Genomic DNA, 12,898 nt, shown 5'->3' on the forward strand with positions numbered 1-12,898 from the left:
CGATGTTCAAGCGTCATGCGACCGCGCGCGCAGCCCTGCTCGTTCTCGCGACCCTGGGGGCCCTCGGCAGCGCCCGGGCCGAGGACGTGGTGCGCCTCGGCAACCTGAAATTCGCCCATTACGGCGCCATCTCCTACATGAAGGAGATCGCGCCGAAATACGGTCTGAAGATCGACGAGAAGGTCTTCGCCAAGGGCGCCGACATCTATCCCGCCATGGCGGTGGACCAGATCGACATCTCGGCCTCGGGCGCCGACGGTGCGGTGGCCGCGCGCGGCAACGGCGTGAAGCTCTACGTGGTGGCGGGCTTCGCCAATGGCGGCGTGCGTATCCTGCGCCGGCCCGACCTCGACACCGTCAAGACCTTGAGGGACGTCAAGGGTCTCAAGGTCGCCACCGTCCGGGGCGGCACCCAGGACCTGATGCTTCTGGCCGAGCTCGACAAGCACGGGATGACCTGGTCCGAGCGCGCCGGCAAGGACGTGCAGCTGATCTACTTCAACAACTACGCCGACCTGAACCAGGCGCTGTCGCAGAAATACGTCGACGTGATCTGCCAGAGCGAGCCGCAATCGACCCAGGCCATCAGCGCCGGCTACGCCACCGAGGTGGTCAAGCCCTACGACACCCCCATCGGCGTGCCGGTGCGCCCGCTGGTGATGACCGAGAAGATGTACAACGAGCGGCCCGAGGTCGCCGCCAAGGTCCTGAAGCTGTTCGTGGCCGCCACCAAGGCCTTCATCGACGATCCGGCGCTGGCCGAGAAGTACGTCCGCGAGACCGTGTTCAAGGGCCAGCTCTCGAGCCAGGATTTTCGCGACGGCATGGCCAACGCGAAGTACACCTACGACGTCCCGGCCGGGCACATGCAGACGACGACCGACTACATGATGAAGTACGGCCTCGGTAAGATGGTGAACCCGCCGAAATCCGATGCCGAGTGGGTGAAGACCGACCTCCTCGACAAGGCCAAGGCCGAGCTCAAGACGAACTGAACCGCAGCATGAACCGGCTTCGCGGCGCCATCGTCCCCCTCGTCCTCCTCGTCCTGTGGGAGATCCTCAGCCGGGCCGGCGTGTTCTCCCCCATCGTGCTGCCGCCGCCGAGCGCGGTGGCGGTGAAATGGTATCACGGCCTCCTGCCCGGCCTGCCCTACGACCCGGCGATCGAGAGCCACTGGCGCTGGATGCTCTCCGGCGAGATGCCGCACGACGCGGTGGCGAGCCTCGGCCGCGTGATCATGGGGTTCTGCGTCGGGGCCGGGCTCGCGGTGCCGGTCGGCCTCGTCCTCGGGACCAGCGATCGGCTCTACGCGCTGTTCAACCCGCTTCTCCAGATCCTGCGGCCGATCCCGCCCATCGCCTACATTCCCCTCGCCATCGTGTGGTTCGGCCTCGGCAATCCGCCGGCCCTGTTCCTGATCGCGCTGGGCACCTTCTTCCCCGTGCTGGTCAACACCATCGCGGGGGTGCGGCAGGTGGATTCGATCTACATCCGCGCGGCCCGCAACCTCGGGGCGAAGCCCTGGACGATGTTTCGCCGGGTGATCCTGCCGGCGGCGAGCCCCTTCGTGCTCGCGGGCATGCGCATCGGAATCGGCACTGCCTTCATCGTGGTCATCGTCGCCGAGATGATCGCGGTCTCGGACGGGCTCGGCTACCGCATCCTCGAGGCGCGCGAGTACATGTGGTCGGACAAGATCATCGGCGGCATGCTCACCATCGGCATCCTCGGCCTCATCATCGACGGGGCGATGTCGCGCCTCAACGACCACCTCCTGCGCTGGCATCGCGGCCTTGAACGCTGAACCGGGACGCCTCACCATGTCGGCGCACATCGAGATCGCCCACGCCAGCAAGGTGTTCGGGGCGGGCGCCGGCGCCGTGCCGGCGCTGGACGACATCACCGCGACGGTGCCGGAGGGGCAGTTCCTCTGCCTGCTCGGGCCGTCCGGCTGCGGCAAGTCCACCCTGCTCAACGCGGTGGCGGGCTTCACGCCCCTCAGCGCCGGGCAGATCCGCATGGGCGGGCGCCCGGTGACGGAGCCGGGGCCGGACCGGGGCATGGTCTTCCAGGAATACGCTTTGTTCCCCTGGATGAACGTGGAGGACAACGTCCGCTTCGGTCTCGACATCCAGGGCGTGCCGCGGGCCGACGCCACGGTGACGGTGGACCGCATCGTGGCCACCCTCGGCCTCTCGGATTTCCGCAAGCGCTACCCGAAGGACCTGTCCGGCGGCATGCGCCAGCGCGTGGCCATCGCGCGCATCCTGGCGCTGGACCCGCCCGTGATGCTGATGGACGAGCCCTTCGGTGCGCTGGACGCCCTGACCCGCCGCACCCTGCAGGACGAGCTCCTGCGGATCTGGGCCGAGTCCCGCAAGACGGTGGTCTTCGTCACCCACTCGATCGAGGAGGCGATCTACCTCGCCGACCGCATCCTGGTGATGACCTACCGGCCGGGCCGCATCAAGCGCGACATCACGGTCGAAATTCCGCGCCCGCGCGACACGGCCTCGGGCGAGTTCAACGCCCTCAAGCGCGAGCTTGCCGGGCTGGTGATGGCCGAGCAGCAGCGCTTCACCCGCGCGGAGCTGCATGGCGCGGCCGTGGATTGAGCGCAGCCCTTCGACCGGACAGAAGAAACGCCCGCAGGCCGGTGGGCCGCGGGCGCTGAAGGTTGTTGCCAATCACCCGAGGACCAGCACGGGCAGCCCGGGAATGAAAGCGGTTCGGGCGCCGGCTGGCAAGATCAAAAGCGTCCCATGATCGGTGGCGCCTGGCCAGAACGGTCGCTTATTCAGAAAAGGGCCCTTTGCGCAGGCCCTCGGACAACTGGAGTGCCTCGAGGACGGCCTTGCCGATGCGGTCCGCCTCGTCCTCGCCGGCGGCATTGGCCAGGACGACGGCCACGGGGCGGGGCACCGACAGGGCCTGCGCCCCGACCGTGACCTGAAGCTCGTCGCCGTGGGGGGCCTCGATGCGGCGCAGGCCGACGCGCAGGCCCGCCGCTTCCCCGAAGACGCGCTCCAGGCCTGCGAGGGCCTCCCGGCTCGTGCCGAAATCGCCCGTGATGACGTCAGCCATGCGTTCTTTTCCTTCCGGCCGGTGGGGCGGATGCGCGGACCCGGTCGCCGACGGACTGAGCACAGGCAGGTCGGGCGATCAGGAGGTCGACCATTCCCGCTTGACCTCGTCGGCCGGCCGGTCGAGGCGCACGGTGTTGCCCTCGACGGACTGGACGAAGTCCACCGGAATGAAATGGTGGAGGCCCCCCGCCTCCGCGTCCGTCTTCGTCAGCTTGATCTCGCCTTTATCGACGTGATCGACGGTGCCGACATGGGCGCCGTCCGAGCCGACCACGTCGGCATGTTCCTGGATCTGCGAGACATCGACCATCGGCATCACTCCCTGTTGCCACGTCAACGGGAGCGGCGAGGCGGTGTTCCGGCCCTCAGGACGGGGTGCAGGACCCGAGGCCGGCCGGGCAGGCCCGGTCGCGCCGCGCGGCGCGCGCCATGTTGATGAGTTCGCGGGCGGTGAGGCCGCGTGCCGGGATTTCGGAGGCATCCGGCCGGGCGGTCGCGGGTTTCGTGGTCAGGATCGGTCGCCCGAGGGCGAGGCCGCTGGATTGCAGCGTGGTGTCGTGACTCCGCCAGAGCCGCCGGAGCCGCAGGGCCCGAGCCTTGTCGGCCCGGGTTTCCTCGGTCCGGGCGCTGCCGACCCGCGTGTCGATTTCTGCCGTCATTCGTCCCCGTCCCGTTCCTGTGGACGGGCGAATAGCAAAGCTTGCGCGGCGGCGACATTCTTGAAGTGGCGGCTCCCTGCTCTAGGGCCCGGATCATCGGACCCTCGACCTCCGCCAGGAAGGCCAGGTCCTCCACGGGCAGGCCCAGGGGCAACCGGGCGGCGCGCGTTTTTTGCGGACCGGCCGGCCATGCCCCCCAGATGGGGTGCGGCACCGAGCGACGGTCGGGCTCAGCGGCCTCTGGCGCCGCGTCACGCCGGGCCCTTCATCGATCCTTAACCATGATGCGTCAGGGTGTGCTCAAGCCGGTGGCGCCCTTGGGGCGCCAGACCGGCGACGGCCATGCCGCCGGATCGGGTGACGCCGGATGTACGCGCACCGGATCCTGGCGGGCATGCCCGTCGGAGTCGCGCGTTCGCGGAACCGCGAAACCCTCGCGCCGGATGCGGCGTTGATGCTGATCCCTCGGGCAGGGTCTCGCCTCGGGCTCCCTGCGTGCCCGGACAGCCTGCCTCAACCCGACGCATCCGGACGGTGACGCATGGCCCTCCTCTTCGCCCTCCTCCTCATCGGCATCCCCATGGCGCTGGCCGCGATGGAACTGGCCCGCATGCGCGCTTCGCGCCCGCTCTGAGGACACGCGCCGAGGCCCGAGTCGGGGGGCAGCGCCCCCGCGGGCAGCCCCGGCCGCAGATCGCGTTCCGACGGACCTCTCCCCAGGGGTGGCCCCACCCGCGGTCGATTGGGGGGAACGCGCAGCGGGGCCACACTGGCCATCGGGGGGACGCGGCCAGCCCTTCGACTATGACCGGCGCGCCGGGGGGCGGCATTCACCCACGTTACGACCCGTGCGAGAAGAATCCCGCGCCGGGCGGCGCTTCGCATGAGCGTCACGCAGGGGGACGGCCCCTCCGCTTTGCCTCAGCGCATCAGCCGCTCCTGCAGGAAGCGGTCCTTGCGGCGCTTCGAGACGTAGGACCGAGCAGCGTAGCCGAGGGCAAATCCCAGCGCGATCATGACCAGAACGGCCAGGAGCTGGAGCAGGAACGCGATCAGGACGCCGAGTGCGATGCCCAGGGCGAAGAGCGCATAGCCGGTGCCGCGGGTGCGCGGCTTGCTCATTTCCACGGCGGCGGCCAGGCGGACCCCATGGATGTTCCTCTGGATCGAACCCCGGAGGGATTCGATCCAGGCGTCGAAAGTGTTGGAACCGTGCATCGGACGTCGCTCTGCGTGAAGGCGGGTGGTGAATCGGCCACCCATCAGCCTATCGCAAGCGCATCGGCTTGGTGAAGGGCGGCCCCGGGAGGATGCTTCGGCTGTCCCGTCCCGTCCCGTCGCTGCTCGTTCGGCGCAGTCGAGGCCCCGTCAGGCCACGCGCGAGGTCGGGCGTGCGGCTCTGTTCAGAAGGCGTTGGTGCGGCGGGTGATTTCGGCGAGGACGGTGCGCAGGAGGATCTGGAGGTCGAGGCGCAGGCTCTGGTTCTCGATGTACCAGAGGTCGAGGGCGGCGCGGCGCTGCATGTCGGCCAGGGTGNAGGACGGTGCGCAGGAGGATCTGGAGGTCGAGGCGCAGGCTCTGGTTCTCGATGTACCAGAGGTCGAGGGCGGCGCGGCGCTGCATGTCGGCCAGGGTGGGGGTGGGCCCGCGCGAACCGTTGATCTGGGCCCAGCCTGTGATGCCGGGCTTGACGGCGAAGCGGTGGCGGTAGGTCGGGATCTCGGCGCCGTAGTAGAGGTCGTGGGCCAGGGCATGGGGGCGCGGGCCGACCAGGGCCATGTCGCCCTGCAGCACGTTGAGGAGCTGGGGCARCTCGTCGATGCTGGTCCGGCGCAGCAGGGCGCCGACGCGGGTCACCCGGGCGTCGCCCCGGGTGGCCTGGTGCACGACCGCCCCGTCATCCAGCACGCGCATGGTGCGGAACTTGTAGATCTGGAACGGGTGCCCGTCCTTGCCRGTRCGGGTCTGGCGGAACAGGACCGGGCCCTTGCTGTCGAGGCGCACCAGGAGGGCGACCAGGACCAGSAGCGGGGCGACCAGGAACAGGGCCAGGGCGGCCAGGGTCTGGTCCAGGGCGGGGCGGAGGGCCGCCAGGCTGGGACGGGCGAGGCTGGGAYGGGCAAGGCCGGGATGGGATGGGGTCAGCGCGGTCGTGGTGGTGCCGACGGGAAGGCCCTTCCGAGCAGAAGTGGTGTCCATCGTGACAGTGCCCTCAGAATAAGCAGACATCGATTCCCATCAGCCCGTGGCGCTGAAGCGAAACNACGGGAAGGCCCTTCCGAGCAGAAGTGGTGTCCATCGTGACAGTGCCCTCAGAATAAGCAGACATCGATTCCCATCAGCCCGTGGCGCTGAAGCGAAACGGGACAAATCCGTCCCATTTCGATCCGGTGCACGTCTATCTCTCCTAATGAAGCAGAAACCAAGCCAATTATTCGCGAGCCGGACAATCGACGTTTTCTCCGCGGCGACCGGCGTTGCTCACCCTTCGGCATTGCTGTTCGAGCGACAATTAACGGTTGTCTCGGGGTCATAAAGCGAAGTTAGCTAAATATAGGATCGCAGGTCAGGCTCAATTCGGCTGTTGCTTCATAGCAGAAAGGAACATGCTTTCGGATCGCGGCAGGGTCCTTTTGTTGCGATGCGACATAAACCACGGGACATCGGAGCAGCAAGAGGTTTGATCCACGCCCACAATCTGTCGCCGGGACATGTGGACGGAAATCGAACATTGATGGAGTCGCGTTTCGAGCGTGTGCGGGCGCGATGTCCTGATCCTGGCGCAGGGTCTGGGGTGATTCCTCCGGTCGTCGGGCGGCGCTCCGGCTGACGCCCCCGTTCGGCCGCCTCCGCGCCTGCCGATTCGGCAGGATGCGCACGCCCGAGGCCCCGAGCTCCCGGTGCAGGGACCTGAGCCGCGATCTTCGTGAACGGCGCGGGCCAGGCCAGGCCGATGGCGTTCGCGGCGGCCGCCCCGTCAGGTTCCGGACGGCCCGCCACGGCGCGCGCCCGCCGCCGCGGCGCGTTCGCATGCGCGCGCGAACCGGACCCGTGTCGCCGCCTCCACTCGCGACAGACCGACCACCTGGGCCATCAGTCGCGCGCGCTCGACCTCGGACGTGCCCTGCGCCACCGATTCGGCGAGACCGACGAGTTCCGGCATTGGCGTGTCCGCATGGCTGCGCAGGCCGGCGGGCGCCACCCGGTAGGGATGCCGCGCCCGCGGTTCGTCGTGGGGTGGCCACAGGACGGCGCGACCGTCATCGTCGCTGCGGGCCACCGAGGCGGGGACCTGTTCGAGGATCGTCTCGCGGATGAGGGGGCCCACCCGCTGCAGGCCGTGGGCGCGGGCCACGCGCCGGAGCAGCACGTCCTCGTAGATCGGCCCCTCCACGGTGAGCACGTGCGCCACCAGGGCCGCCAGGATCGGGCGGTAGGCGGCGTCATGGAAGCGCGTGGGCTCCAGGGCGAGGCCGAGATCGGCCGGGTCCGCGAGACGGTACGTCGGATCGCGCGCCACCGTGGGAATCGGCGGCGGCCCAGGCGTGGGGGGAAGCCCGGCGTCGAGCCGGTGGGTCGGCATCGCGTCGTCCGCCTCCGGAACGGGAGTCGGGCTCGGAGCACCCGTCGTCGCCGCAGCGGTCGTGTAATCCGCAGGGTCCGTCAGGATCGGGGCGTCGGGCACGGGTGCCGCGATCGGATCGCTCTCCGCCGTGGCTTCGACGGCATCGAGGCGGTCGGCCTCCAGGTCCTCCCGCAGGCGCCGGTCGAGCTGCGCGAGTGCGCCGGCTGCGTCGCTCCACCAGGCGGTGCTCCAGACCCGCCGGATGCGCCAGCCGAGATCGGTCAGCACATGCTCGCGCAGACGGTCGCGGTCGCGGGCCGTCGCGGACCGATGATAGGTGGCGCCGTCGCACTCGATGCCGGCGAGGTAGCGCCCCGGCGCGTCGGGGTGGACGATGCCGAGATCGATCCGGAAGCCCGAGACGCCGATCTGCGCGTGCACGGTCCAGCCCTTGGCCCGCAGCGCCGCCATGACGGCGGCCTCGAACGGCGACTCGACCTCTCCGCCGGTGGGCGCGAAGGCCTCGGCGAGCGCCCGCGCCCCGCGGTCGGCGAATTCGAGGAAGTGCTTGAAGTCGCGCACCCCGCGGGTCCGGGTGCGGCCGAGGTCGATCTGCTCGGGCCGGATCGAGGCGAAGACCACGAGCTCCTGCCTGGCCCGCGTGATGGCGACGTTCAGGCGGCGATGGCCGCCCTCCTTGTTGAGGGAGGACACCGTGCTCACCGTTCGGCCGCCCGGGTCGGGGCCGACCGCGACCGAGAACAGGATGACGTCGCGCTCGTCGCCCTGCACGGTCTCGAGGTTCTTCACGAAGACGGGCTCGTGCCAGCGGTCGCGATCGAAGTACGGCTCCAGCTCCGGATCGGATCGCCGTTGCGCGTCGAGCAGGTTCTCGATCAGCCGCTGCTGCTCGCCGTTGAAGGTGACGATGCCGAGGGAGCGCCGCGCCCGCGCGAAATCCGGATCGCGCAGGCGGCGCACGATGTCGGCGACGACGGCGCGGGCCTCGGGCCGGTTCACGCGGCCGGCTCCACGCTCGTAGACGCCGTCCGGCACGAAGGTCAGGCGCACCGCCCGGTCCTGGGTCACCGGCGAGGGAAACGTGACGAGGCGGCCGCCGTAGTAACGGGCGTTCGAGAAGGCGATCAGGCTCTCGTGGCGGCTGCGGTAATGCCAGTCGAGGGCCCGCCGCGGGAGGTTGGCCGCGAGGCACGCATCAAGGATCGATTCCTGGTCCGCGATGTCGCCACCGTCCTCGGTGTCGTCGCCGGCGCGGTCGCCGACGCTGGTCGGCGGAAGCTGCTCGGGATCGCCGACGACGACCACCTGCCGGCCTCGCGCCATCGCCCCGATGGCGTCCCAGGGGGCGATCTGCGAGGCCTCGTCGAAGATGACGATGTCGAACGGCGTCCCATCGGGGGGCAGGTACTGGGCGATCGACAGCGGGCTCATCATCACGCAGGGGGTGAGCCGCGCGAGGGCGTTCGGCATCGTGCCGAACAGCTTGCGCAGGGGCATCTGTGCCCGCTTCTTGGTCAGTTCGTGCGAGAGCGTGCCCCATTCGGGGTCGTTTCCGAAGGTCGTCGGACCCGGGATACCGCTCCCCAGGCGGGCGCGGACGACGTGCCGGGCGAGGTCGCCGACCCGGGCATCCGCGGCGCGGAACCGGGCGATCGCGTCCTCGTGGCGCTCCGGCAAGAAGCCCCGCAGGACCGGGTCGTCGCCGACGACGCGGTCGATCCACCAGCGGGCATAGGCGATCTCGAACGCCGCCTCGGCGGCGTCGGGGTTGATCCGGCCCGCCTCCAGGGCCTCGATCAAGGGGCCGAGGCCAAGGCCGCGCGCCGCCTGGGCCGCGCCCTGCCAGGCACACCAGCCCTGGGCGCGTCCGAGCCCGGCGGCCCAGCGCCGGGCGCGGGCGAGGCCGGCGCCGATCCAGTCCGCCTCCGCGGCCGGCGGCGTCTCGGAATCGCCCCGCCCGGCTCGGCGGGCCAACGCCGTCGTCGCGTCGAGCGTCCGGGCGTGATCGTGCGCGAAGGCGGCGTAGGCCTCCGCACGGGAGCCACCCGCCTCCCAGCCCTGGGACGGATGGGTGACAAGCCGGACGACGTGGTCGCGCAGGCGCTCGGGGCCGAGACTCGACGGCCCGAGGCGGGGCAGGAGCCGCGCCACCGTCTCGGCCCAGGCGATGGCCGGCGCGAAGTCGGCGGCGGGCCCCTCCGGGTCGCTCCAGGGCGGGCCCAGCCGGGCGAGGGCCGCCTCCTCGGGCCGGCCGGCCTGCCCGTGCCGGGCGAGTTCGATCAGGCCGGCGAGGTCCGGCCCGAGATCCTCCGGCAATGCGCCCTCCGCATAGGGCTGAACCTGCAGCAGGACCTTCCTCAGGCGCCCGCCCCGGACGAGGAAGTTCGCGCCGCGCGCCGCGACCCACTCGGCGAGGAGTCCGGGCAGGTCCTGGTCGAGGAGGCCGGGCCGGTACGCGCCGGTGAGCCGGCCGCGGAGTGCGGCCCGGGTCGCCTGGAAGCGGTCGCGCGCGGCCACCGCCCGGCGCAGGTCGCCGGCGGCATCCGCCAGGAAGGCGCCTCCGCAGGCGGCCTCGGGACGGATCAGCGCGCTGCCGAGATCCAGGAGGCCGCGGATCCCCGCCTCGGTCGCCGGCAGGCCCGGGAGCCCGATCGCCGCGGCGAAGGCCTGTCCGCTCGCGCGCAGGGCCGTCAGGGACTCGATGACGGCGGCGATCCCCGCGCCCAGGCCGTCGCGCCAGACCGGCGACCATTCGGTGGCGACGATACCTTGCAGCGGATGGTCGGCCAGGGGACCCACCGAGGCCAGGACGGGGCGCAAGTCCCGGCAGGCCGCCCGCAGGGCCACGAGGGTGTCCGGTTCGTGGGCCCGGTGGTCGGGCCAGGCAAGGACGAGGCTCTCCGCGTCAGGGCCCGCCGCGATCACGCGTCCGAAGGCCTCGTAGGCCGTGAGCCCGTTCTCCCGCCGCCGATGCAGGGCCTGCACGAGGCCGTTCAGCTCGGCGCGCAGGCTCGCGAGGGTGCGCGTGGCGCCCGGCCATTCTGTCTGCGCAGGCGCGGCGCGCGCGTGCCACGCCCGGCGCAACTGCCCGAGCACCGCCGATTTCTGGGCCTTGGTGGCATGCACCTCCAGGCAGGAATCGCCGAGACCGACCTCCTGCAGGCGCCGCTGCACCACCTCGAGGGCGGCCGTCTTCTGCGAGACGAACAGCACCGTGCGTCCCTGCGCCAGGCACTGGGCGATCATGTTGGCGATGGTCTGGCTCTTCCCGGTGCCGGGCGGCCCGAACAGGACGAAGTCCTTGCCGCCGGCGGCCGCCAGGACGGCGGAGAGCTGCGAGGAATCCGCCGAGAGAGGTGCGAAGACCGTCTCGGGCGGATGGTCCCGATCGAGTTGCGACGGATCGGGGAAGGGCGTCCCGTCGCCGTAGGCGTGCTTGGGCGTCTCGATGAGGTGGCGCACCACCGGGTTGCGCGTGAGGCGGTCGCCTTGGTCGACGAGATCCTTCCACATCAGGTGCTTGGTGAAGGAGAAGGTCGCCAGCACCATGTCGGGCACCACCTCCCAGCCGCGCAGGTCGCGCGTGTGGCCGCGGACGCTCCGGACGATCGCGTCCACGTCGATGCCGGATGCGTCGCGGGGCAGGTCGCCCTCCAGATCCGGCATCCGCAGCCGGAAGTCCTGGCGCAGCATCTCGAGCAGGGTCGGGTTGATGCGGACCTCGTCGTCGTGCAGCGCCAGGCGGAAGCCGGCGCGGACGCTGGCACGCCGGAGGGTGACCGGGACCAGCAGCAGCGGCGCCCGGTGGGCGGCCTCGTCCGCCTTGCGGGTCCAGGACAGGAACCCGATGGCCAGGAACAGGATGTTGGCCCCGCCCTCCTCGAACCCGCTGCGGGCGAGGCGATAGAGATCGAGCAGGCGACCGTCGAGATCGGCCTCCGTCGCGGTGGTGGGGATCTCGTTCCGGGCCAGGGCGCCTTCGGACCCGGCCGGCCCGTCGGAGACCGGCGTCAGCCGGAACGCGTGCCCGGCCGCCAGGCCGTCTTCCAGGGCGCCGGGATCGATGCCCGCGAGGGCGATGGCGCCCTTGCCGGGCTTGAAGTTCAGGAGCTGGTTGCGCAGCGACAGGTCAAGGAGCTTCCGTTTCCAGCGCTCCAGGCGACCGACCGGCGTCTCGGGCGCCGCGTCGAGGCGCGGGCGCTCCGCCTCGTCGAAGGCGGGGGCTTCCGAGAGGGGCTGGTCCAGCGGTTCGACCGGACCGGGGGCCGCCTCCCTGCCCCGGCCGCCGAGATCCATGGGGCGGATGCCGCGCCGGCGGCAGCCGCGGATGTCGATGGCGATGTCGAGGGCCGCCGGAGCGCCGTCCTCCACCAGCCCGGCGCCGTGATCGACCGCGGCCCGGAAGGTCGTCGGTGGATCCTGCGTCAGCAGCGTCGTGTCGACGAGGATCAGGTCCTGCAGATCGCGCCGCTTGCGCAGGTGCTGCCGGTCGTCGATCGTCGCGCTCGCGAAGCCCTCGTCCTGGAGCCACACGCCGACGAAGGCGTGGCCGACGGTCAGTACCAGTACCGGGTTCAGGCCGGCCTGCTCCAGGCAGGCGGCGTAGAGCAGGGAGAGGTCGAGGCAGGTCCCGACCCGGTCCTCGATCACCTCGCCCGGACCGCGCACCGTCTGTCCGGCCTGCTCGAAGCGCGCCGGGGGGAGGACGGAGGCGAGGCGATGGTCGGCCAGGGCGGCCCAGATCGCCCCGGCGAGGTCCCAGGCCCGGACCTTGCCGCCGCGCCCGTAGCCATCCAGCGTGGTCGCGCGGCCGGCCGCGCCGAGCTTCCTGGCGGCCGTGCGCAGGACGGCGTCGACGGCCGGATCGTCGGGTCGGACGAAGGCGGCGAGGAGGTGGGGCGCGCTCCGGGCGCCACCCCAGTGCGCCGGCGGCAGCAGGCGCATCTCGGCGACCGTCCGCCCCCGCTCGCCCTCCGCATCCTCCAGGATCACCGTCAGGGCGAGGCGGCCGACCTCGGTGCAGGCGGCGAGGAGGCCGGCATCGAGGGGCAGGGACGGGGTCTCGACCCGATAATTCGAACCCGCGGCCACGCGGTCGATGCGCAGCGTCAGTGGGCCCGCCACCGGTGGCCGGCTCTCGATGCGCAGCCGGAGGTCGACGAGATCGGCCTCCGTGGCGTTGGCGATCGCGATCTCCCGGATGACCGGAATCGCGCTCGCCGAATAGGCGAGGCTGACGTGGTCCGTGGCGGTGCAGGCGAGGCGAAGACCGGATGCGGGGCGAAGACCGGACGGCACCGCTGCCTCGGCGCCGGGCGCATCCGCCGCGCGGCTCATGCGGCGATCCCGCGGCCGGCAGGCCCACGGTTCGAGGCGGGGCCCACCGGGCCCGAAGGAATACCGCACGCGTCGACCCGGGCCATATCCGTAACCCACCACCCCTGCTGACCGCTTCTTCGCGCGCTGGGCATGGGTATTCAAGGTTGCAGGTGCGCAGGATCGGGAAAATCACAGATCGCATGGGCCGTCGCCGCCGGGCGGGACCCGACGGAGGGGGGGAATCG

Annotated in this window: 9 protein-coding genes and 1 pseudogene; 3 read left to right on the forward strand and 7 right to left on the reverse strand. The window is 71.1% G+C overall.

Annotation, left to right across the window (positions count from 1 at the left end; translation table 11 throughout):
- Positions 1 to 2 precede the first annotated feature (2 nt).
- The 3 genes from ASF41_RS09035 to ASF41_RS09045 are packed head-to-tail and all read left to right on the forward strand — an operon-like array spanning position 3 to position 2,618.
- The gene (locus ASF41_RS09035) at positions 3 to 995 is read left to right on the forward strand and encodes an ABC transporter substrate-binding protein (protein WP_082504201.1); all 993 of its coding nucleotides are present in this window, start codon (positions 3 to 5) and stop codon (positions 993 to 995) included.
- Between the two features lie 8 nt (positions 996 to 1,003).
- Positions 1,004 to 1,807 carry an ABC transporter permease gene (locus ASF41_RS09040; protein WP_056349457.1) on the forward strand — a complete coding sequence of 268 codons (804 nt, stop codon included), beginning with the start codon at positions 1,004 to 1,006 and terminating at the stop codon, positions 1,805 to 1,807.
- Between the two features lie 16 nt (positions 1,808 to 1,823).
- Complete coding sequence (locus tag ASF41_RS09045) at positions 1,824 to 2,618, forward strand: ABC transporter ATP-binding protein (RefSeq protein ID WP_056492583.1); 795 nt, start codon at positions 1,824 to 1,826, stop codon at positions 2,616 to 2,618.
- A gap of 178 nt (positions 2,619 to 2,796) precedes the next feature.
- On the opposite strand, the gene ASF41_RS09050 is transcribed toward ASF41_RS09045, so the two are convergent.
- The 7 genes and pseudogenes from ASF41_RS09050 to ASF41_RS09075 form a co-directional block, all read right to left on the reverse strand.
- Positions 2,797 to 3,087 (reverse strand): hypothetical protein, encoded by a 291-nt coding sequence (locus ASF41_RS09050; protein ID WP_056216586.1) that lies wholly within the window; start codon positions 3,085 to 3,087, stop codon positions 2,797 to 2,799.
- 78 nt (positions 3,088 to 3,165) lie between these two features.
- A complete protein-coding gene (locus tag ASF41_RS09055; RefSeq protein ID WP_056216583.1) occupies positions 3,166 to 3,399 on the reverse strand; it encodes a DUF2171 domain-containing protein in 234 nt (77 codons plus the stop codon).
- Positions 3,400 to 3,454: 55 nt separating this feature from the next.
- A complete protein-coding gene (locus ASF41_RS09060) occupies positions 3,455 to 3,748 on the reverse strand; it encodes a hypothetical protein (protein WP_056216580.1) in 294 nt (97 codons plus the stop codon).
- A gap of 921 nt (positions 3,749 to 4,669) precedes the next feature.
- The gene (locus ASF41_RS09065) at positions 4,670 to 4,966 is read right to left on the reverse strand and encodes a hypothetical protein (RefSeq protein ID WP_056216578.1); all 297 of its coding nucleotides are present in this window, start codon (positions 4,964 to 4,966) and stop codon (positions 4,670 to 4,672) included.
- Between the two features lie 185 nt (positions 4,967 to 5,151).
- Positions 5,152 to 5,271, reverse strand: coding sequence for a sugar transferase (locus tag ASF41_RS26030; protein WP_156653189.1), 120 nt, complete (start codon positions 5,269 to 5,271; stop codon positions 5,152 to 5,154).
- A gap of 14 nt (positions 5,272 to 5,285) precedes the next feature.
- Positions 5,286 to 5,977 (reverse strand): annotated as a pseudogene (locus ASF41_RS26035) (sugar transferase); the annotation flags it as partial.
- Positions 5,978 to 6,725: 748 nt separating this feature from the next.
- Positions 6,726 to 12,671 (reverse strand): DUF3320 domain-containing protein, encoded by a 5,946-nt coding sequence (locus ASF41_RS09075; protein ID WP_082504210.1) that lies wholly within the window; start codon positions 12,669 to 12,671, stop codon positions 6,726 to 6,728.
- Positions 12,672 to 12,898 lie beyond the last annotated feature (227 nt).

The organism is Methylobacterium sp. Leaf111, assembly GCF_001423285.1.
Lineage (GTDB): Bacteria > Pseudomonadota > Alphaproteobacteria > Rhizobiales > Beijerinckiaceae > Methylobacterium.